We start from the raw sequence: 19857 nt of genomic DNA on the forward strand, positions 1-19857 counted from the left end.
CGGCGCACGGCTAGCATTGAAGGCTTTGTTTCAGAACCCCGCAACGGACCGGAGACCCCTCATGCGCAAGCTCTACGTCGGCAACAAGAACTACTCGTCATGGTCCATGCGGCCCTGGGTGCTGATGAAACAGGCCGGCATCGACTTCGAGGAAGTCGCCGTGCGCTTCGACTCCTTCGAGGCCGACTCGCAGTTCAAGCACACCATCGGCGCGCTGAACCCGGTGGCCAAGGTGCCGGTGCTGGTGGAAGACGACGGTCTCGTCATCTGGGACACGCTGGCCATCGCCGAATACCTCGCCGAGACCTTTCCCGAAAAGCAGCTCTGGCCCCGCGCCGCGGCCGACCGGGCGCGCGCCCGCAGCGTCTGCGCCGAGATGCACTCGGGCTTCGGCGGCCTGCGCGGCCATTGCGGCATGAACCTCGAGGCCTCGCTGCCCGAGGTGGGCGCGCGGCTGATGAAGGAAGTGCCCGAAGTCGCCAGCGACCTCGCGCGCATCGTGCAGATGTGGAGCGGCCTGCTCGACGCGCACGGCGGCCCGATGCTGTTCGGCCGCGAGTTCGGCATCGCCGACGCCTACTTCGCGCCCGTGGGCACGCGCATAAAGACCTACGGGCTGCCGGTTCCGCAGCGGATCACCGACTACATCGAGCGCGTGCAGGCGCTGCCGGGCGTCAAGGCGTGGATCGACGCCGGGCTCGCGGAAAAGGACTTCCTGCAATTCGAAGAGCCCTACCGCACGGGGCGATAGGGCTCTTCGAACAAGAGTGGCGTGCCCTTGCGAGGGGAATCGCGGGACACCGCGGAACCGGCTTTGCCGGGCCGCAGGTGTCGCCCCCGGTAGGGGGTTGGCGAAGCGACACGAAGTGCGCGCAGCCTGGGGCGAGCCAGGTTCAGAACCTGTACGTTGCCGACACGTAGGTGACGATCGGGTTCAGCTTCAGGCTGGCCTCGCTGGTGGCCACCGGCAGGCCGTAGACCGAGGTGGTGGTCAGCTTGGCCTTGGTCTTCAGCGGGATGTACGACACCGAGAACGAGATGCCCCAGTGCTTGTCGAACTGGTAGGCCGCGCCCACGTTGATCACCGGTGCGAACGAGCTGTCGAGCTTGGCCGTGGTGTTCACGGCGAAGGGCGACTGGTGGAACTGCGTGGCCAGCGCGCCCTGCAGGTTCGAGGTCAGCTTGACGTCGCTGTACCAGACGTAGGTGGCGCCCAGGCCCACGAACGGGCGGAAGGCGTCGTTGCCTTCGTTGAAGAAATACTTGCCCAGGATCGTGGGGCTCCACTGGCGGGCCTCGCCGAGCTGGCCCACGCGCCCGAGGGTGCCGGTGCCGTTGAGCTTGAACTTCGGCGGCACGCCGAACACGCCTTCCACCGCCCAGTGGCTGTCGAGGAAATAGGTGGCGCTGAGGCCGAGGGTGTCGGAGTCGCTCACGCTGGCGCCGGAACCGGCCAGCACGCTCGGGATGGGCGAAGTCACGGTCAGCGGCTTGCTCGAGTCCTGCGGCGACAGATGGAACCACCCTGCCCCGACGACCCAGTCGCCGGCCTGTTGCGCCATGGCGCTGCCGGACGCCAGGGCGCCCAGGGCTGCAAGCGCAATCGTTGTTTTCTTCATGATGTGAATTGCTCCTTTGATTGAAATATCCCTCTACGGATACGGGCGTCGGCTGTGACCGCCGCTGTAAATCTTCCGTATGACGAAAGATTGCCCGGTCCGATCGCCGGATTATCGAACGACCGTTCTATTTTCAATCCAAGGAGTATCCCTACACTGCGGCCATGAAAATCTTTCTCGTCGGCGGCGCGCTGCGCGACCGCCTGCTGGACCGCCCGGTATCCGACCACGACTGGCTGGTGGTCGGCGCCACGCCCGAGGAGATGGTGGCCCGCGGCTACCTGCCCGTGGGGCGCGACTTTCCGGTGTTCCTGCACCCCGAGACGCGCGAGGAATACGCGCTCGCCCGCACCGAGCGCAAGAGCGCGCCGGGCTATCGCGGCTTCACCGTGCACGCAGCCCCCGACGTCACGCTCGAGCAGGACCTCGCGCGCCGCGACCTGACCGTCAACGCCATCGCGCTGCCGTCGGAGCTGGTGAGCGCCGACGGCCGCTTCGACCCCACGCCCGGGACGCTGGCCGATCCCTTCCACGGTCAGCGCGACCTGCGCGACAAGGTGCTGCGCCACGTGACCGACGCCTTCCGCGAGGACCCGGTGCGCATCCTGCGCGTGGCGCGCTTCGCGGCCCGCTTCGACGACTTCGGCGTCGCTCCCGAGACCAAGGCGCTGATGCGCGAGATGGTCGCGGCCGGCGAAGTCGACGCGCTGGTGCCCGAGCGCGTGTGGCAGGAGCTGTCGCGCGGCCTGATGGAAACGCGCCCTTCCCGCATGTTCGAGGTGCTGCGCGAATGCGGGGCGCTGGCGGTGCTGCTGCCCGAGATCGAAGCCGACGCGCGGACCATGCAGGCGATCGACATCGCCGCGGGGCAGAAGGCGTCGCTGGCCGTGCGCTTCGCCTGCCTGACCGGCGGCCTCGGCCGGAGCGGGCCACCCGGTCTGAAGGCACTGCATGCGGTGTGCGAACGCTGGCGCGTGCCGGTGGAGATCCGAGAACTGGCCGAGGTAGTGGCGCGCGAACAGGGCCACATCGACGACAGCGGCACGCTCGACGCCTCCGGCCTGGTCCGCCTGCTGGAGCGCTGCGATGCCTTCCGCAAGCCGGCGCGCTTCGCCGAGGCGCTGCAGGCCTGCGAGTGCGATGCGCGCAGCTCAGGCGGCGGCGAGGCACCCTACGCGCCGCGCCAGCACCTGCTCGCGGTGCTGGCCACGGCGGCGGCCGTACCCACCGACGTGGTGGCCAGGGCCGCCCAGCAGTCCGGCGCCACCGGCCCGAAGATCGGCGAGGCCATCCACCGGGCGCGGGTCGAGGCCGTCGCGGCATCGCCGGCCTGAGCCTCGCTGGCGGAACACCGCCTGAAGACCGCCCGCCGGGACATGACTTCTGGCACTTCCCGGTGCAGGCCCTGTCGATAGCATCGGCCGGGTGAATGCCACCGCGCCGAAGCCGTCACGCGAATCCGCCGACTTCCCGCTCCCCTCGGGGCCGGACGAACTGGCCCTGCGCGTGCTGCGCGAGCACGTGGCCTCGGTGTACGCGGCCTACAACGCGTCGGTGTTCGTGCACTTCGGCCTGGGCGCGGCACTGGGCACCGCCATGTACGTGCACCAGCCGCGCACCTGGATCCTGGTCTGGATGGCGGTGCATCTCTCGCTCGGCCTGTTCCTGTTCCTCATGCCGCGCTGGCACCCGGGCGTGCCGCTCGCCGACACCACGCGCTGGGCACGCCGGCACTCGCGCACCGTCACCGCCGTGGGCGTGGGCATGGCGAGCGCGCCGCTGCTGTTCATCTCCCCCGACGACCTGCCCGTGACCTCGGTGGTGACGGTGGTCATCATCGGCAGCTGCGCCCGCGCCATGCAGCTGCTGTGGCCGCTCAAGCCCGCGCTGTACGGCTACACCCTGCCGATGATGCTGAGCCTGATCGCCGTGCTGGCCTGGCAGGGCGACGCCATGCACTTCTTCCTTGCGATCTTCAGCCTGGGCTACCTGCTGTTCACGCTGCGCGTGGGCAACCAGCAGCACAGGCTGCTGACCGATTCGCTGGTGCTTCGCTTCGAGAACGAGGCGCTGGCCGGGCAGCTCGGCAGGCAGATCGCGGTGGCCGAGCGCGCCAGCGCGGAGAAGACGCGCTTCCTCGCCACCGCCAGCCACGACCTGCGCCAGCCGCTGCATGCAATCGCTCTCTTCGGCGCGGCGCTGGAAAACGAACTGCGCGAGCACCACGGCGGGCGCAATGCGCGGCAACTGATGCGCGCGGTGAACGCGCTGGGCAATTCGCTCGACACCATGCTCGACGTGTCGCGCCTCGACGCGGGCGTGGTCACGCCCACCGTGGTGCCCGTGCCGCTCGACGCGCTGTTCCGCTCGCTCAACCACATGTTCGCGGCGCGGGCCGAGCAGCGGCAGCTTCAGCTGCGCGTGCAGGCCAGCGGCCTGTGGGTGCGCAGCGATCCGCAGCTGCTGTTTCGCATGCTCTCGAACCTCGTCGACAACGCGCTGAAGTACACGGCACGCGGCGGCGTCGCGGTGCGGGCCCGCGCGCGCGGCGACATGGTGTGGATCGAGGTGTTCGACACCGGCATCGGCATCGCGCCCGAGCAGCAGGAGCGCGTGTTCGAGGAGTACTACCAGGTGCACAACCCGGGCCGCGACCGCACGCAGGGCCTGGGCATCGGCCTGTCGATCGTGCAGCGGCTCTCGCGGCTGCTGGGGCACCCGGTGCAGCTGAAGTCGCGCCCGGGCCGCGGCAGCCGCTTCCGCCTGCGCCTGCCGGCCTCGGCCGCGGACGAGGCGACGACGCCCTCGGCCGGCCTTGCAACGCCCTTCGCCGCCGGGGCCATGCCCGATCCGGTGCGCACCGTACGCACGCCCCTCGCGACACGCGGACGCATCCTGCTGATCGACGACGAGGCGGAGGTGCGCGAGGCCATGACCGGTTTCTTCCAGGCCCACGGCCTCGCGGTGGAGACCGCGGCCGACGAAGCCGAGGCCGCCGAGCTGCTCGCCCGGCCCGAGACGCGCGAGCACCCGTTCGCGCTGCTGGTGTGCGACTACCGCCTCGCCGACGGCGACAACGGGCTCGACGTCGGCCAGCGGCTGCAGCGCCGCTTCGATCTGCAGGCGCCGCTGCTGCTGGTGACCGGCGAGACCTCGCCCGAGCGGCTGCAGCGCGTGCGCGCCTCGGGCGTGCCGGTGCTGTTCAAGCCGGTGAGCGCCACGACGCTGCTGGGCGTGCTCGCCGAGCTGATCCCCCAGGCGGAGACGGAAACGGCTCACTGAGCTGCTTTCGGGGGATCGCCCGGGCAGGCCCCGGGGATGATCCGGGGAGATTGGGCTTTCGCCGACAAGCGCCGCGCACGGTGCGTGTTAAGGTTTTCCCCGATGCCAAAGTCCTCCAGCAACTCGCAGTTGCCACCTCCGTTGGGCCGGGACGCAGCCCTCTTCCTCGACTTCGACGGTACGCTGGTCGGGCTCGCGCCCACGCCTGAAGCCATCGAGATTCCGCCGGCCCTCGTGCCCCTGCTGGCCGACCTGCGCGACCAGCTGGGCGGCGCGCTCGCCGTGGTTTCGGGCCGCCAGATCGATTCCATCGACCGTTTCCTCGCGCCGCTGCGCCTGCCCGCTGCCGGCGAGCACGGCGTGCAGCGACGCGACGCCGAGGGCCGCATGCAGGAGCAGCGCCCGCCCGACCTCGTGCCCATCCTCGACGTCGCCAACGAACTCGCGCGCGTGCACGAAGGCCTGCTGGTGGAGCGCAAGCACGCCGCCATCGCCCTGCACTACCGGCTCGCGCCGCAGCTCGAGGCGGTGTGCCGCGACGCGATGTCGCGCGCCATCGCGAACCATCCGCAGCTGGAGCTGATGCACGGCAAGTTCGTGTTCGAGGTGAAGCCCGCGGGCGTCAACAAGGGCATCGCCATCGACGCCTTCATGACCGAGGCGCCCTTCGCGGGCCGCACGCCCGTCTTCCTCGGCGACGACACCACCGACGAGAGCGGCTTCGCCGTGGTGCAGCCGCGCGGAGGCATCGCCGTGAAGGTCGGCTCGGGGCCGAGCCTGGCGCTGCACCGCCTCGAATCGCCGCGCGCCGTGTACGAATGGCTCGTGCAGGCACGCGACATGCTCGCTGCACGGCCGCAGGACACCGCAAGCCAACCCGAAGAATCACCGAGGAGCCCCCGATGAGCGAACAACAACTGCCGGTGGCGCCCGAGGACCGCGCCGGCCAGGCGCTGGCTGGCGCGGCCGGCCCGGACGATCGCGCGCCGGTCGACGCGCAGGCGGCCGCCGCCCCCGGACCGCGAGGATTCGCGCCGCCGGCCGAGCCCTCTCTCGACGTGGGCGTGATCGGCAACTGCGCCTACAGCGCGCTCATCGACGCGCGCGGCCGCGCCGTGTGGTGCTGCCTGCCGCGCTTCGACGGCGACCCGGTGTTCAACGCCCTGCTGCATCCCGGCGAGGATGCCGGCGCCTGGAGCATCGACATCGAGAACTTCGCCGAGGCGAAGCAGTGGTACGAGCCGAACACCGCCGTGCTGCGCACGCAGCTCTTCGACAGCGCGGGCCAGGGCATCGAGATCACCGACTTCGCGCCGCGCTTCTACAGCCGCTCGCGCTACTTCCGCCCGCTGATGATCGTGCGCCGCGTGCGGCCCATCGCGGGCGCGCCGCGCATCCGCGTGTCGCTCGACCCGCGCTTCCAGTGGGGCTCGTCGGCGCCGGTGGAGGTCACGCGCGGCAGCAACCACATCCGCTACGTCGGCCCCGACGTGACGCTGCGGCTGAACACCGACGCGTCGATCTCGCACATCCTCTCGCGCCAGCCCTTCGTGCTCTCGCGCGAGTACAACTTCATGTTCGGCGTGGACGAGACGCTGATGGACGGCATCGCCGACACCGCGCGCCGCTTCGAGCAGGAGACCATCTCCTACTGGCGCACCTGGAGCAAGCGCCTGGCCATTCCCCTCGAGTACCAGGACGCGGTGATCCGCGCGGCCATCACGCTGAAGCTCTCGCTGTACGAGGACACCGGCGCCATCGTCGCGGCCATGACCACCAGCATTCCCGAGGCGCCGGGCAGCCAGCGCAACTGGGACTACCGCTACTGCTGGCTGCGCGACGCCTTCTTCGTGGTGCGCGCGCTCAACTCGCTCAGCGAGGTAGGCACCATGGAGGACTACCTGCGCTGGCTCGGCAACGTGGTGATCGGCTCGCACGGCGAGCACATCCAGCCGCTGTACGGCATCGGACTGGAGCGCGAGTTGCCCGAGTCCTTCGTCGACGGGCTGCCGGGCTATCGCGGCATGGGCCCGGTGCGCGTGGGCAACCAGGCCCAGGAGCACTTCCAGCACGACGTGTACGGCAACATCGTGCTCGGCGCGGCGCAGGCCTTCCACGACCAGCGGCTGCTCAGCCGCGCGGGACTGGCGGAGTTCCCGCACCTGGAGGCGGTGGGCGAGCGGGCGGTGCGCGTCTACGGCACGCCCGACGCCGGCATGTGGGAGCTGCGCACCCGCGCGCGCGTGCACACCAGCTCGGCGCTGATGAGCTGGGCCGCCTGCGACCGGCTCGCGAAGATCGCGCGCACGCTGCAGCTGCCCGAGCGCGCCGCCTACTGGCACGGCCATGCCTCGCGCATGAAGGAAGAGATCCTCGCCAAGTCGTGGTGCGAGGAGCGCCAGGCCTTCGCCGAGAGCTTCGGCGGGCACGAGCTCGACGCGAGCATCCTGCTGATGGTGGAAGTGGGCCTGATCGACGCGCGCGACCCGCGCTTCATCTCCACCGTCGACGCGATGGAGAAGTCGTTGTGCGACGGCCCCTACATGCGCCGCTACGAGGCCGCCGACGACTTCGGCAAGCCCGAGACCGCATTCAACATCTGCACCTTCTGGCGCATCGACGCGCTGGCCAAGATCGGCCGCAAGGCCGAGGCCCGCCAGATCTTCGAGACCATGCTCGCGGCGCGCAACCCGCTGGGCCTGCTGTCGGAGGACACGCACCCGGTCACGGGCGAGATGTGGGGCAACTTTCCGCAGACCTATTCGATGGTCGGCATCATCAACGCGGCCGTGCGACTGTCCGCTCCCTGGGACTCTTGCATATGAAACAGGCCCCCCGGCTTTTCACTCGCTTCGCTCGTGCAACTCCACCCCCCGGAGGGGAGGCACGGCCCGCCTTGGGGCGGCCCGGCGGCGGCCGCAAGGAGGCTCCATGAGCCGTCTCGTCGTAGTTTCCAACCGCGTGGCCGACCCGCGCAAGCCCGCCGCCGGCGGCCTGGCCGTGGCGCTGGGCGAGAGCCTGCAGCAAAGCGGCGGCCTTTGGTTCGGCTGGAGCGGACAGGTCATAGAGGGCGGCCCGACCGGCGAAGGCGAGCTGCACAGGCAGCAGGCCGGCAAGGTCACGCTCGCCACCCTCGACCTGAGCCGCGAGGACCACGACAGCTACTACCTCGGCTACAGCAACGACGTGCTCTGGCCGGTGTTCCACAACCGGCTCGACCTGGCGCACTTCGACGCCGGCTTCGTCGGCGGCTACCGGCGCGTGAACCAGCTGTTCGCGCGCAAGCTGCTGCCGCTGCTGAAGGACGACGACATCATCTGGGTGCACGACTACCACCTGATCCCGCTGGCGGCCGAGCTGCGCGCCATGGGCTGCAGGCAGCGCATCGGCTTCTTCCTGCACATTCCGCTGCCGCCGCAGATCATCACCGCGGCCATCCCGCAGCACGAGTGGCTGATGCGCTCGCTGTTCGCCTACGACCTGATCGGCTTCCAGGCGCAGCAGGACGTGCAGCACTTCGAGCACTACGTGCGCAACGAGGCCAACGGCGAGTACCTGGGCGACGAGATGTACCGAGCCTACGGGCAGACGGTGCGCGCCGCCGCCTTCCCCATCGGCATCGACGTGGACGAGTTCGCTGCGCTCACGCATGCGAAGGAGTCGCGCGACATGTACGAGACCATGAAGCGCGAGTATTCGCAGCGCCGGCTGCTGCTGGGCATCGACCGGCTCGACTATTCGAAGGGCATTCCGCAGCGCGTGCGCTCGTTCCGCGAGCTGCTGGCGAACTACCCCGAGAACCGGCGCAGCGCCACGCTGATCCAGATCGCCTCGCCCACGCGCGAGACGGTCGACGCGTATGCCGACATCCGGCGCGAGCTCGAATCGCTGTGCGGTGCCATCAACGGCGACTACGGCGAGCTCGACTGGATGCCGGTGCGCTACATCCACCGCATGGTGGCGCGCAAGCGGGTGCCGGGCCTGTGCCGCGCGGCGGCCGTGGGGCTGGTGACGCCGCTGCGCGACGGCATGAACCTCGTCGCGAAGGAATACATCGCGGCGCAGGACCCGGCCGACCCGGGCGTGCTGGTGCTGTCGCGCTTCGCGGGGGCGGCCGAGCAGCTGAGGGAAGCGCTGCTGGTGAACCCCTACGACACGCACGGTACGGCGGAGACCGTGCAGCAGGCGCTGCAGATGCCGCTGGAAGAGCGGCGCGAGCGGCACCAGAAGCTGCTGTCGCGCATCCGCGAGCAGGACATCCACTGGTGGCGGCGCAGCTTTCTCGATGCGCTGCGCGAGGCGGCGAGCGAGCGCTGAGCCCCTCGCCGGCTACCAGCCGGTCAGCAGCCGCACGAACCGCATCACGGGCCGCGCCTCGGCCACCGCTGCCCTCGGCGCCCGCTGCACGGACAGCGGCGCGTGCACCCTCAGGTGCACCGGCGTCAGCGCCGACACCTCGATCCAGCCGCCGTGCGGCAGCCGGTGCACGTCGCCCTCCTCGAGCGGCGTCTCGGTCATGAACACGGTCTCGCCCAGCCAGCCGGGCGGCGAGACCACGCGGGCGCGTCCTTCGGCCAGGTGCAGCCATGCGCCGGCATCGACCGGCAGGCGCAGGGACTGGCCTGGCTCGAGAACGATGGAATCGGGCGCTTGGGAGAGTGTGGTGATCATGGCGGACCTCGGAAGAACGAGGCTTCATCGTAGGAATCCGGGCGCCCGAAAAACAGGCACACGCAGCGGCTATTGCAGCCGTAACAGCCGAGCTGGAAACGCATCTGTTATGGTCGTTTTCCCAGCCAACTGCATCTGTTTTCGGATGCCCGATGCGGGGAACATCGACGCCATGGATTCGCTACCGCTCTACCGCCAGCTTTCCGCGCACTACGTGGATGCGATCCACACCGGCTCGCTCAAGCAGGGCGACAAGCTGCCGTCGTTGCGCAGCCTGATGCGGCTGCACGACATCAGCCTGTCGACCGCGCTGCAGGTCTGCCGCGCCATGGAAAGCGACGGCTGGGTCGAGGCGCGCGACCGCTCCGGGTATTTCGTGCGCCGGCCGCAGCGGCTGGCCATCGCGCCCATGGAAGAGCCCGTGGCCGACGTGCCGCCCGATCCGGCGCAGTTCGTCAGCATGCGCGCGCGCATGGCCAACTTCATGGCGCGCGGCCGGCACACCGGCGTGAAGCTCAACTTCGCCATCGCCCGCGCAGCGCCCGAGCTGTATCCCGCCGAGGCCCTGCGCAACTCGATGACGCGCGCGCTGCGCCAGCGGCCCGAGCTGCTGACCACCGCCTCGTCGCAGAAGGGCCACGAGCAGTTCCGCGAGGCCGTGGCGCAGCGCAGCCTGCGCATCGGCATGACGGTGCCGCCCGACGAGGTGCTCGTCACCAACGGCTGCATCGAGGCGCTGAACCTCGCGCTGCGCGCCATCGCGAAGCCCGGCGACACGGTGGCCGTGGAATCGCCCACCTTCTACGGCCTGTTGCAGGTGCTCGAGAGCCTGGGCCTTCGCGCGCTGGAGATTCCCACCAGCCCGCAGACCGGCATCTCGCTGGAAGCGCTCGACCTCGCCATCCACACCTACGACGACATCAAGGCCGTGGTGGTGGTGCCGCACCTGCAGAACCCCATCGGCAGCGTGATGCCCGACAGCCACAAGCAGCGACTCGCGCACCTGTGCGAGAGCCACGGCATCGCGCTCGTCGAGGACGACACCTACAGCGACCTCGTGGAGAGCGACGCGCCGCTGCGTGCCCTGAAGTCGTGGGACCGCACGGGCAACGTGATCTATTGCGCCTCGCTGCACAAGGTGCTGGCGCCGGGGCTGCGGCTGGGCTGGATCACCGCCGGGCGCTGGCACGCGCAGGTGGAGATGCTCAAGTACGCCCAGACCCGCAACAACGAGGCGCTGGCGCAGATCGCCGCGGGCGAGTACATCGCGGGCGGCGCCTACGACCGCCACCTGCGCCGGCTGCGCGAGCGGCTGCACGTGCAGCGCGACCAGACGGCCGACGCCATCGCCAGGTACTTCCCGGCGGGCACGCGCATGAACCTGCCGCGCGGCGGGCTCCAGCTGTGGGTGGAGCTGCCGGGGCAGCGCTCGTCGGTGAACGTCTTCGATGCCGCGCTGCGCGAGCAGATGCTGGTGGCGCCGGGCGCGCAGTTCTCGAACTCGGGGCGCTTCGACAACTACCTGCGCATCAACTGCGGCTGGCCGTATTCCGATGCCGTCGAGGCCGGGCTGCGGCGGCTCGGCGAGATCGTGTCGGCCGTGCGGCCGGCGAGCTAGGGCCGGTCGACCCGGCTAACCCCGTTCAGACGATGTAGAACACCACGGCGTCGCGCCTCGAGGCTGCGCCGGCGAAGAAGCGCTTGACGCCTTCCATGAAGTCCGCGAGGTCCTGCGCGCCGTCCTGCCAGACCTTGGCCCAGTAAAGCTCGCCGAACTTCGCCGGCTCGCCCGTGAAGCGGCCCACGAGTTCGCTGACGTCGCATTGCGCGAGCCGCGCCGCCGCGCGCTCCACGTGGGCGGCCGTGAGATAGATGCAGCCCAGCCCGTCGGTGCCGTCGAGTTCCTCGCCGTCGATCGCCTCGGGCATCAGTGTGCGCACCACGTCCCAGGCCTGCTCCACCGTCTGGCTGTCGTGCGGTCCGCCCTGCGCGGCGGGCGAGTTCAGGAAGCCGGAGACGGTGGACGGGTCGATCACCAGCGCGCGCAGCCGGTAGCGGTCGAGGGCGTAGAAGGCGGCGCCGATGCTCATGTACTCGGTTCCATGCGCGCCGCACGCGCCACGGCCGCCAGCGCGATGCTCACGCTTTCTATGTTGCGCTGCGCGTTGTCGATGTTCCGGAAATGATCGGGCGTGCAGATCTGGTTGAGCAGCAGCGTGCGCTTGAAGTGCAGCAGCGCCTGGCGCAGGTCGCCCTCTTCCTGCGCGATCAGGCCCAGGTCGTTGTGGGCATTGGCGGCCGTCGCGGAAATGCCGCGGCAGCTGCGCTGCTGGATGTCGAGCGAGCGCTCGAACAGCTCCCGAGCCCGGACGAAGTCGCGGCGCGACATGTGCAGGCTGGCGAAGTTGTTGAGCATGTCGGAGTGCAGTTCGGTGTCGCCCTCGCCCGGCGGGAGCTTGTCGAGATGCACCAGGGCGCGGGCATAGCAGAGCTCGGCCTTCACGTCCTGCCCTGACTCGGCATAGAGGAACGCCAGGTTGTTGAAGGCGCGCACCACGCCGTCGCTGGAGCCGCCCCCGGCCTCGGACACCGCCATGGCGATGGTCTTCTTGTAGAGCGCCTCGGCCTCGTCGGCCCGCCCGGCCGCGGCGTGCAGCAGCGCGAGCGTGTTGGTCGGCCCGCGTCGCCAGCTGTCGTCGAGGCCCAGCTGGCCGATCATCGCGATGGCTTCGTCCGCCGATGCCTGGGCCTTTTCGTTCCAGCGCAGCCGGCGGCACAGCTCGGCATGGCTGGACAGGTGCAGCACCACGGTCTTGTCGGGACCGCCGTGCAGACGCCGGCTGGCGGCGACGGCTTCGGCGCAGAGCTTCTCGGCGCTCTGCAGGTCGCCCTGGGCGAGCGCATCGCGGTAACGCGCCTCGCGATCGTCGAGCAGGTTCAGCAGCGCGCCCTGTTCGTCGGAGGTCGCGCCGCGCGCCTTGCGCTGCTCGATGCCGACCAGCGTCAGGTCGAGTGCCTTGCGGGCGACGTCCATGTCCTCGGCGGGCATGCCGATCTTGCGGCCGATGGAGAGGCTTTCCTCGAGGCTGGCCCGCGCCTTGTCGAAGGCATCGACGCGGTAGCAGGCCTGGCCGAGCATGCACAGGGTCATGGCGAGGTTCTGGTGCGGCCCCCTGAACACGCGGCGCATGGCCGTGACGATCTGCTCGCCGATGGCGACGGCCTGCCCCCAGTCGCCAGCCTCGGCGGCGGCCACGAAGCGCTCCTGCAGCTTGTTGGCTTCGGCCAGGGCGGCGAGGTCGAAGTCCTTTGCTGCGTCCCTCGGCGCGGGGCGGCGGGTGGCCTGGCGCGCGGCGGGGGCCTCATCGCCATCGCCGTCCATTGCTCCGGTTCCGCCTTCCTTCAATTGCTTCAGGCGCCGGTGAACCCACCAGAGATCGAACAACAGCCACGGCAGCAGCACCATGAGACAGAAGCGCGAACCCGGCAGGCCCGCGAGCCCGTAGAGCAGCAGCCCCAGTTGCGCCGCGCCGCCCAGGTAGCTCCCCAGATAGAAGCGATGCGCTCCGATGAAGCCTCCCACCAGCCACAGCAGCCAGGCGAAGGAGGAGCGGCGAGGCGACGGGGTCATGGTTCCGCCGATGGTTCTGGTGTTGCGTGCCGCCGGTGCCGGTCAGTCGAGCAGCGCGAGCGCCGCGTAGTCGCCGACCTTGTCGCCCAGGCCCGCCGGGACGAGGCGCACGCCCTGCGTGAGCGGCGGCAGCTTGCCGTCGACCTGCGCCTGCAGCTTCGGCAGCAGGAAGTCGCGGTGGTGCCAGAACACGCTGCCGCCCAGGCTGATGCGCTGCAGGTCGAGCGTGGCGATCAGGTTGTAGAGCATGCGGCCCATCACGCGGCACAGCGCATCGACGATTTCCAGCGAATGCCGCTCGCCGGCCGCCGCCGAACTGAAGAGATCGGCCGCGGGCTGGCCGAAGCGCCGCGCGATCGAGTTGCCGGCGATCAGCCCCTCGACGTCGCCCACGTTGCCGCAGCCGCACAGCGCGCCGCTGGCGTCGTCGACCACGAAGCTGTGGCCCGCGTGGCCGGCATTGCCGTTCTTTCCGCGCAGCGCGCGGCCGTCCACGCACAGGCCGACGCCCACGCCGGTGCTCCAGGTGACGTAGGCGCAGTCGTCCATGCCCTTGAGCGCGCCCCAGTGGCGCTCGGCCTCCAGCGCGGCCACCGCGTCGTTCTCGACCCGCACGCGGGCGAAGCGTTTAGCCAGCGGGGCCTCGACCAGCGCGGTCATCCAGTTGTTGGGCAGGCCCCGAGCCGGGCCGGCGATGCCGCCACAGATATTGGGCGTGGCCAGTTCGACCTTGCCGTCGCGCAGCTCGAAAGGTCCGGCCGACGACACGCCCACGCGGTCGATGGACGCAGCATCGACCCCCTGCTCCGCGCAGACCTCGTCGATCATCCGCATGATCTGCACAGCCACCGCGTCGTTGTCGCCGGTCTTGGCCGTGGGCTCGCTGCGGCGGCCGATCAGCGGCGCGTCGCTCGAAGCGGAAAGGCTCACGGCCACCTTGGTGCCGCCGATGTCTACGCAGGCTCTCATCGCAGTTTGTCTTTTCCTTGTTTCTCGTCTCTACAGGAGGCGCGCGACCAGCGCCGCGATCATGCTGAGCACGATGGTGCTCGCGATCGGCAGCTGCCACTCGCGCCCGAAGGCACGGAACTCGAAATCGCCCGGCAGGCGACCGAAGCCGAAGCGGCGCAGCCAGGCGGTCAGGCCGCTCATGAGCACCAGCGCGAGGACGACGACGATCAGCCAGCGGAACATAAGGCGACAGTCTAGGCCGAGAGAATGGCCATGGCTTGCCGGTGGAGTTCGGGTGTTGCCGCGGCGATCACCCGTCCGTCGGACTTCAGGCCCAGCGGCTGGCCCTGCCAGTCGGTGATGACGCCGCCGGCCGCCTCGATCAACCCGGCCGGGCCGAGGTAGTCGTAGGGCTGCAGGCCGGTCTCGACCACGAGGTCGATGGTGCCGCCAGCCAGCTGGGCGTAGCCGTAGCAGTCGCCGCCGAAGCGGCGCATCGCGCACTGGCGGCTGAGCCTGTCGAAGGCGCTCCAGTCGGCCGGCGCGAAGATGTCGGGCGAGGTGGTGACGATGCGGGCCTTGGCCACTTCGGTGCAGCCGCTCACGCGCACGGGCTGGCCGTCGCGCGTGGCGCCCTGGCCTGCCACGCCGATCCAGCGCTCCTTGAGCACCGGCATGTCGATCATGCCCAGCGCCACGCGACCGCCCTGCAGCACGCCGATCAGCGTGCCCCACAGCGGCGAGCCGGTGATGAAGCTGCGCGTGCCGTCGATGGGGTCGAGCACCCAGACACGGTCGGCATCGAGCCGCTCGGGGCCGTGCTCCTCGCCGTAGATGCCGTCGGCCGGCACGCGTGCGCCGAGGATCTCGCGCATGGCCGTCTCGGCGGCGCGGTCGGCCAGAGTGACGGGGCTTTCGTCGGCCTTGGTGATGATGTCCAGCGGCGTGCGGAAGTAGTGCATCGACTTGGCGGCGGCGGCATCGGCCAGCGCTTCGGCGATCGGCGAGAGGTCGGAAATGGAAGAGCTCATGGAAGAGTGGGAAACGCGTGCCAAAACGTGCAATTAGACCCGAGCCGGGCCGGGTTTGACACGCCGGGCCGGCCAGCCCTAGCATGGCCCGAAATTTGCCAGGGACTACGACAAATGGCTTCTTTCCCCCACCTTCGCTCGGCGCTGCTGGCCCTCGTGCTCGGCGCCTCGACCCTGCTGGCCCACGCCACGCCCTCCGATACGGAAGACAAACTGATCGACACGCTGATCCAGCGCGTCTCGAGGATGAGCTCGATGATCTTCCTGCGCAACGGCAGCGAATACAACGCCGCCGACGCCGCCAAGCACATGCAGGCGAAGTACGACTATTTCAAAAAGGAACTGCTCACGGCCGAGGACTTCATCGAGCGCTGCGCCTCGCGCTCGGAAATGACCGGGCAGGCCTACAAGGTGAAGCTCACCAACGGCACGGTGCGCGACGCCAACGAATTCCTCAACGGCGAGCTGCGCGCGCTGCGGCAGGCCGCAGGGCCGAAGAAGACGGGCGGCTAGCCGAACAGCTAGCGCTGCTGCCCCCAGCGCCGCACCGTCAGCCGCTCCAGCGTCCTGAAGCCCAGGCTCTCGACCAGCAGGCCGATCAGCACCACCAGCGCGAGGCCCGCGAACACGCGGTCGGTGTAGAGCTCGTTGCGGTTCTGGAAGATGTACCAGCCCAGCCCGCCCTTGCCCGACGAGGCCCCGAACACCAGCTCCGCCGCGATCAGCGTGCGCCAGGCAAAGGCCCAGCCGATCTTCAGCCCCGACAGGATCGACGGCAGCGCCGCCGGCACCAGGATCTGCAGCACGTAGCGCAGGCCCCTGAGCCCGTAGTTACGCCCCGCCATACGCAGCGTGTCGGGCACGCCCTGGAAGCCCGCATAGGTGTTGAGTGCCAGCGGCCACAGCACCGAGTGGATCAGCACGAACACCAGGCTGCCGCGCCCCAGCCCGAACCACAGCAGCGCCAGCGGCAGCAGCGCGATGGCGGGCAGCGGGTTGAACATGGAAGTGAGCGTGTCCAGCAGGTCGCGGCCGATGCGCGTGGACACGGCGAGCGTGGTGAGCGCGAAGGCCAGCAGCACACCGGCGATGTAGCCCTGCAGCAGCACGGCCAGCGAGATGCGCACCTTCTCGATCAGCTCGCCGCTCGCGAGGCCGTCGAACAGCGCCGCCGCCGTGGCGGTGAAGGTGGGCAGCAGCAGGTCGTTGTTCTGCCAGCGGGCGGCCAGCTCCCACAGAGCGGCGATGACGGCGAGGATCAGGCCCTTGCGCAGCCATGCCTGCGACCAGATGCGCTCGCCCAGCGGCAGCCGGCGCTCGAGCGGCACTTCGGTGAAGGGCTCGAGCGTGCGCTCGTACTCGGGGCGGATGGGCGGGACGATGGCGCTCATGCCACGGTCTCCTCTACTGCCTGCTTCTCTTCCTCGAACAGCATGTCGTGGATGCGCTGCGCCGTACCCTGGAATTCGGCGCCGCCCAGGCTGTCGAGCGTGAAGGCGTGGCTATTGATCTCGGCGCGCATGCGCCCCGGATGCGGCGACAGCAGCGCGATGCGGTTGCCCACCACCAGCGCCTCCTCGATGGAGTGGGTGACGAACAGCAGCGTGAATCGCACCTCGTCCCACAGCTCGAGCAGCTCCTGCTGCATCCTGCGGCGCGTGAGCGCATCGAGCGCGGCGAAAGGCTCGTCCATCAGCAGCACGCGCGGCTGCATCGCGAGCGCACGCGCGATCGCCACGCGCTGCTTCATGCCGCCCGAAAGCTGGTGCGGATGCACGTCGGCGAACTTCGAGAGGCCGACCTTGTCGAGGTAGTGCAGCGCGCGCTCGGCCGCTTCCTTCCTGCCGAGCGTGCGGGAGGCCAGCAGCGGGAACATCACGTTCTGCTTCACCGTCTTCCACGGCGGCAGCTGGTCGAATTCCTGGAACACGACGATGCGGTCGGGCCCGGGCTGCGCCACGCGCCGGCCGTCGAGGCGGATCTCGCCCTCGACCGGCGGGATGAAACCGGCCACCGCCTTCAGCAGCGTGGACTTGCCGCAGCCCGAGGGGCCGAGCAGTACGAAGCGGTCGGCGGCATGGACATCGAAGCTCACGCGATGCGTGGCGCGCACGACGCGCTCGGGGGTGCGGTATTCGAGGCTGACGTTGTCAACCTGCAGCAGCGGTGCACTGTCTTGCTCCCTCTCCCGCTCGCGGGAGAGGCTCGGGGTGAGGGCTGGCGGCGATGCCGGGGGCTCCCCCCTCACCCCCGCCCTCTCCCGATGGGAGAGGGAGTCAACCCGCGAATCCAGAACCGCTGCCGTGCTCACTCAATTCCCCGACACGTTTTGCGCGTCGTCGAAGAAGTAGTCCTTCACCGAAGCCGGCTTGTTCTTGATCGCGCCGACGCGGTGCATGAACTCGGCCAGCGGATAGGTGTTCTGCGGCGTGGTCTTGAACTGCACCTCGGGGTTCTTGATGATCTTCAGCAGCAGGTCGCGGTCGAGCTTCGCGTTGCTCACCTTCAGGTAGATGTCCGCGGCCTTCTCGGGGTTGGCGGTGACGAACTTCGCCGCCTCGTCGAGCGCATCGACGAAAGCCTTGTATGTCTTCGGGTTCTCGCTGCGGAATTTCTCCGTGGCGTAGAGCACCGTCGCCGACGACGGGCCGCCCAGCACCTGGTACGAGTTGAGCACGATGCGCGCGTTCGGATTGCCAGCGAGTTCCTGCTCCTGGAAGGGCGGATTGCCGAAATGCCCCGTGATCTCCGTGCCGCCCTTGATGATGGCCGCCGCCGCATCGGGGTGCGGCACCGCCACGCTGATCTTGTCGAGCCTGTTGAACTCCTTGTCACCCCAGAGCTTGGCCGAGGCGAACTGCAGCACGCGCGACTGCACCGACACGCCCACTGCGGGCAGCGCGATGCGGTCCTTGTCGGTGAAGTCGGCGATCGACTTCACGTTCGGGTTGTTGGTCACCAGGTAGTACGGGAAGTTGCCCAGCGAGGCCACGCCCTTCACGTTCTGCTTGCCCTTGGTGCGGTCCCACAGCGTGAGTAGCGGCCCCACGCCGGCGCCTGCGATCTCGATGTTGCCCGACAGCAGCGCGTCGTTCACCGCCGAGCCGCCCGAGAGCTTGACCCATTCGACCTTGGCATCGACACCCGCGGCCTTCGCGTGCTTCTCGATGAGCTTCTGCTCCTGCGCCACGTTCAGCAGCAGGTAGACGATGCCGAACTGCTCGGCGATGCGGATCTGGCCTTCGGCATGCGCGGAAAGGCTGCCGGCCAGGAGGCCGAGGCCGGCGACGAGCGCCGCGGCTTTGCGGGTGAAGCGGTTCATTGGATTGGGAATCGAGAGAGAAGAAGAATCAGAAAGGCGTGTCGCCGACGATGGTGGTGCGGTTCAGGCGGCGGCGCAGGTGGTCGGGCGTGCCGGCCGCGAGATGCATCAGCGAGCGGTTGTCCCAGAACACGAGGTCGTGCGGCGCCCATGTGTGGCGATACACGAACTCGGGCTTGACGCTGTGCGCGAACAGCTCCGCGAGCAGCGCGTCGCTCTCGTCCTGCGGCAGGCCGACGATGCGCGTCGTGAAATGCTCGCTGACGAAGAGCGCCTTGCGCCCCGTCTCCGGGTGCGTGCGCACCACGGGCTGCACCGCAGGTGCGACCTGATCGATCTGCGCCTGCGAGAGCTTGGGCCGCCACGGGTTCTTGGCGCGCAGCTCTTCGTACTTGGCGAGATAGCTGTGCTCGGCCTTCAGCGGCAGGATCCGCTGCTGCAGCTCGGGGCTCAGCGATTCCCATGCGAGATGCTGGTCGGCGAAGAGCGTGTCGCCGCCTTCGCTCGGAAGCTCCTGCGCGTGCAGCAGCGAGCCGAGGCTGGGCTTGGGCTTGTACGAGATGTCGGAGTGCCAGTAGACGCCGGCGTCGCCGAGACCGATGGGCTCGCCGTTCTCCTTGATGTTGGAGACGATGAGGATCTCGGGGTGGTCCTTGAGCTGGAACTGATGGAGGACGTGGATTTCGAGAGGGCCGAAGCGGCGGCTGAAATCGATGTGCTCCTGGGGGGTGATCTGCTGGTCGCGGAATACTAGGACGTGGTGGTCGAGGTGGGCCTTGTGGATTCGGGCGAAGTCTTCGGTGGTGATGGGCTTCGAGATGTCGAGGCCTACGACCTCGGCTCCTACGGGGGCGGGGAAGGGGCGGATCTCGAAGTGCTGCGCTGCGGTGTTGGCAACGCTGCTGGAGGGGACGGCAGTCATGCCGGGAATGTAGGGGGCGGGGTGTCGTTCGCCAACGAACTCTTCGTTGCTAGCTTATGACTATGTAATTTCGCCGGAGTTTGGTTTGGGTTCCGGGGCCGGGTCTCGGCCCGGCGGCCGACCTACTTTTCTTTGCTTCGCCAAAGAAACGTAGGCAAAAGAAAGGCGACCCTACTGTCTGCGACCCTTCGCTTCGCTACGGGCAACCTGCGGTGCTCGACGTAGGAGGGGGTCCGCAGAACTCGCTTCGCTCAAACAGCTGCGGCCCTTGTCCCTCCTACGTCTGCGCTCCTCGGCGCAGCCAGAAGGGAGTTGGAGACCGAACAGGCCATCGCTGCGCTCGGCTACCGAACTGCCTGGACTGGCCTTCGCTTCGCTCGGCCCGGAATCTCAATTCAATCGCGACGGTTTTAGCGAACCCAGCACCT

Annotated in this window: 19 protein-coding genes; 8 read left to right on the forward strand and 11 right to left on the reverse strand. The window is 69.1% G+C overall.

Annotated elements, in window-relative coordinates; all coding sequences use genetic code 11:
• Positions 1–61 precede the first annotated feature (61 nt).
• Positions 62–751, forward strand: a complete 690-nt coding sequence (locus BMY35_RS08240) for a glutathione S-transferase family protein (RefSeq protein ID WP_093196790.1) — start codon at positions 62–64, stop codon at positions 749–751.
• Positions 752–893: 142 nt separating this feature from the next.
• On the opposite strand, the gene BMY35_RS08245 is transcribed toward BMY35_RS08240, so the two are convergent.
• Complete coding sequence (locus BMY35_RS08245) at positions 894–1619, reverse strand: OmpW/AlkL family protein (protein WP_093196792.1); 726 nt, start codon at positions 1617–1619, stop codon at positions 894–896.
• Between the two features lie 164 nt (positions 1620–1783).
• On the opposite strand from BMY35_RS08245, the gene BMY35_RS08250 reads away from it, so the two are divergent.
• The 5 genes from BMY35_RS08250 to otsA all read left to right on the forward strand — a co-directional run bounded on the left by BMY35_RS08250 (position 1784) and on the right by otsA (position 9218).
• Entirely contained in the window at positions 1784–2953 is a 1170-nt protein-coding gene (locus BMY35_RS08250) for a multifunctional CCA addition/repair protein (RefSeq protein ID WP_093196794.1), read from the forward strand.
• A 91-nt stretch (positions 2954–3044) separates the two neighbouring features.
• Entirely contained in the window at positions 3045–4901 is a 1857-nt protein-coding gene (locus tag BMY35_RS08255) for an ATP-binding response regulator (protein WP_093196796.1), read from the forward strand.
• Between the two features lie 102 nt (positions 4902–5003).
• Positions 5004–5807 (forward strand): trehalose-phosphatase, encoded by an 804-nt coding sequence (gene otsB / locus BMY35_RS08260; protein ID WP_093196798.1) that lies wholly within the window; start codon positions 5004–5006, stop codon positions 5805–5807.
• Positions 5804–7726, forward strand: coding sequence for a glycoside hydrolase family 15 protein (locus tag BMY35_RS08265; RefSeq protein WP_093196800.1), 1923 nt, complete (start codon positions 5804–5806; stop codon positions 7724–7726). Before otsB ends, BMY35_RS08265 begins: the two co-directional genes overlap by 4 nt.
• Positions 7727–7832: 106 nt before the next feature.
• Positions 7833–9218, forward strand: coding sequence for an alpha,alpha-trehalose-phosphate synthase (UDP-forming) (gene otsA, locus BMY35_RS08270; RefSeq protein WP_093196802.1), 1386 nt, complete (start codon positions 7833–7835; stop codon positions 9216–9218).
• Positions 9219–9230: 12 nt separating this feature from the next.
• On the opposite strand, the gene BMY35_RS08275 is transcribed toward otsA, so the two are convergent.
• On the reverse strand, positions 9231–9572 hold the full coding sequence (locus BMY35_RS08275; protein WP_093196804.1) for a hypothetical protein: 342 nt from the start codon (positions 9570–9572) through the stop codon (positions 9231–9233).
• Between the two features lie 172 nt (positions 9573–9744).
• On the opposite strand from BMY35_RS08275, the gene BMY35_RS08280 reads away from it, so the two are divergent.
• Complete coding sequence (locus tag BMY35_RS08280; RefSeq protein ID WP_093197237.1) at positions 9745–11190, forward strand: aminotransferase-like domain-containing protein; 1446 nt, start codon at positions 9745–9747, stop codon at positions 11188–11190.
• A gap of 25 nt (positions 11191–11215) precedes the next feature.
• Here the strand turns inward: BMY35_RS08280 and BMY35_RS08285 are convergent, their stop codons facing one another.
• The 5 genes from BMY35_RS08285 to hisN are packed head-to-tail and all read right to left on the reverse strand — an operon-like array spanning position 11216 to position 15185.
• The gene (locus tag BMY35_RS08285) at positions 11216–11662 is read right to left on the reverse strand and encodes a DUF1877 family protein (protein ID WP_093196806.1); all 447 of its coding nucleotides are present in this window, start codon (positions 11660–11662) and stop codon (positions 11216–11218) included.
• Positions 11659–13203, reverse strand: a complete 1545-nt coding sequence (locus BMY35_RS08290; RefSeq protein ID WP_093196808.1) for a tetratricopeptide repeat protein — start codon at positions 13201–13203, stop codon at positions 11659–11661. Before BMY35_RS08290 ends, BMY35_RS08285 begins: the two co-directional genes overlap by 4 nt.
• 42 nt (positions 13204–13245) lie before the next feature.
• Entirely contained in the window at positions 13246–14172 is a 927-nt protein-coding gene (locus tag BMY35_RS08295) for an ROK family protein (protein ID WP_093196810.1), read from the reverse strand.
• A gap of 30 nt (positions 14173–14202) precedes the next feature.
• Positions 14203–14397: a DUF2905 domain-containing protein gene (locus tag BMY35_RS08300; RefSeq protein WP_093196812.1), complete on the reverse strand. Its 195-nt coding sequence runs from the start codon at positions 14395–14397 to the stop codon at positions 14203–14205.
• A gap of 11 nt (positions 14398–14408) precedes the next feature.
• Complete coding sequence (hisN, locus tag BMY35_RS08305; protein ID WP_093196814.1) at positions 14409–15185, reverse strand: histidinol-phosphatase; 777 nt, start codon at positions 15183–15185, stop codon at positions 14409–14411.
• A gap of 114 nt (positions 15186–15299) precedes the next feature.
• Here hisN and BMY35_RS08310 point away from each other — a divergent pair, with 114 nt between their 5' ends.
• Positions 15300–15698 (forward strand): DUF5329 family protein, encoded by a 399-nt coding sequence (locus tag BMY35_RS08310; protein ID WP_093196816.1) that lies wholly within the window; start codon positions 15300–15302, stop codon positions 15696–15698.
• Between the two features lie 8 nt (positions 15699–15706).
• Here the strand turns inward: BMY35_RS08310 and BMY35_RS08315 are convergent, their stop codons facing one another.
• The 4 genes from BMY35_RS08315 to BMY35_RS08330 all read right to left on the reverse strand — a co-directional run bounded on the left by BMY35_RS08315 (position 15707) and on the right by BMY35_RS08330 (position 19429).
• Positions 15707–16576, reverse strand: coding sequence for an ABC transporter permease (locus tag BMY35_RS08315; RefSeq protein WP_093196818.1), 870 nt, complete (start codon positions 16574–16576; stop codon positions 15707–15709).
• Entirely contained in the window at positions 16573–17433 is an 861-nt protein-coding gene (locus tag BMY35_RS08320; RefSeq protein WP_371287137.1) for an ABC transporter ATP-binding protein, read from the reverse strand. Before BMY35_RS08320 ends, BMY35_RS08315 begins: the two co-directional genes overlap by 4 nt.
• Positions 17434–17496: 63 nt before the next feature.
• Complete coding sequence (locus BMY35_RS08325; protein WP_093196820.1) at positions 17497–18507, reverse strand: ABC transporter substrate-binding protein; 1011 nt, start codon at positions 18505–18507, stop codon at positions 17497–17499.
• Positions 18508–18535: 28 nt separating this feature from the next.
• Entirely contained in the window at positions 18536–19429 is an 894-nt protein-coding gene (locus BMY35_RS08330; RefSeq protein WP_093196822.1) for a TauD/TfdA dioxygenase family protein, read from the reverse strand.
• Between the last annotated feature and the right edge of the window lie 428 nt (positions 19430–19857).

It is taken from the genome of Variovorax sp. YR750 (assembly GCF_900109805.1).
Lineage (GTDB): Bacteria > Pseudomonadota > Gammaproteobacteria > Burkholderiales > Burkholderiaceae_C > Variovorax > Variovorax gossypii.

Coding starts and splice junctions, on each gene's coding strand:
- BMY35_RS08240 (WP_093196790.1), top strand. CDS start 62: ATGCGCAAGCTCTACGTCGGCAACAAGAACTACTCGTCATGGTCCATG.
- BMY35_RS08285 (WP_093196806.1), bottom strand. CDS start 11,662: ATGAGCATCGGCGCCGCCTTCTACGCCCTCGACCGCTACCGGCTGCGC.
- otsA (WP_093196802.1), top strand. CDS start 7,833: ATGAGCCGTCTCGTCGTAGTTTCCAACCGCGTGGCCGACCCGCGCAAG.
- BMY35_RS08280 (WP_093197237.1), top strand. CDS start 9,745: ATGGATTCGCTACCGCTCTACCGCCAGCTTTCCGCGCACTACGTGGAT.
- BMY35_RS08300 (WP_093196812.1), bottom strand. CDS start 14,397: ATGTTCCGCTGGCTGATCGTCGTCGTCCTCGCGCTGGTGCTCATGAGC.
- BMY35_RS08250 (WP_093196794.1), top strand. CDS start 1,784: ATGAAAATCTTTCTCGTCGGCGGCGCGCTGCGCGACCGCCTGCTGGAC.
- hisN (WP_093196814.1), bottom strand. CDS start 15,185: ATGAGCTCTTCCATTTCCGACCTCTCGCCGATCGCCGAAGCGCTGGCC.
- BMY35_RS08295 (WP_093196810.1), bottom strand. CDS start 14,172: ATGAGAGCCTGCGTAGACATCGGCGGCACCAAGGTGGCCGTGAGCCTT.
- otsB (WP_093196798.1), top strand. CDS start 5,004: ATGCCAAAGTCCTCCAGCAACTCGCAGTTGCCACCTCCGTTGGGCCGG.
- BMY35_RS08330 (WP_093196822.1), bottom strand. CDS start 19,429: ATGACTGCCGTCCCCTCCAGCAGCGTTGCCAACACCGCAGCGCAGCAC.
- BMY35_RS08245 (WP_093196792.1), bottom strand. CDS start 1,619: ATGAAGAAAACAACGATTGCGCTTGCAGCCCTGGGCGCCCTGGCGTCC.
- BMY35_RS08315 (WP_093196818.1), bottom strand. CDS start 16,576: ATGAGCGCCATCGTCCCGCCCATCCGCCCCGAGTACGAGCGCACGCTC.
- BMY35_RS08275 (WP_093196804.1), bottom strand. CDS start 9,572: ATGATCACCACACTCTCCCAAGCGCCCGATTCCATCGTTCTCGAGCCA.
- BMY35_RS08325 (WP_093196820.1), bottom strand. CDS start 18,507: ATGAACCGCTTCACCCGCAAAGCCGCGGCGCTCGTCGCCGGCCTCGGC.
- BMY35_RS08310 (WP_093196816.1), top strand. CDS start 15,300: ATGGCTTCTTTCCCCCACCTTCGCTCGGCGCTGCTGGCCCTCGTGCTC.
- BMY35_RS08265 (WP_093196800.1), top strand. CDS start 5,804: ATGAGCGAACAACAACTGCCGGTGGCGCCCGAGGACCGCGCCGGCCAG.
- BMY35_RS08290 (WP_093196808.1), bottom strand. CDS start 13,203: ATGACCCCGTCGCCTCGCCGCTCCTCCTTCGCCTGGCTGCTGTGGCTG.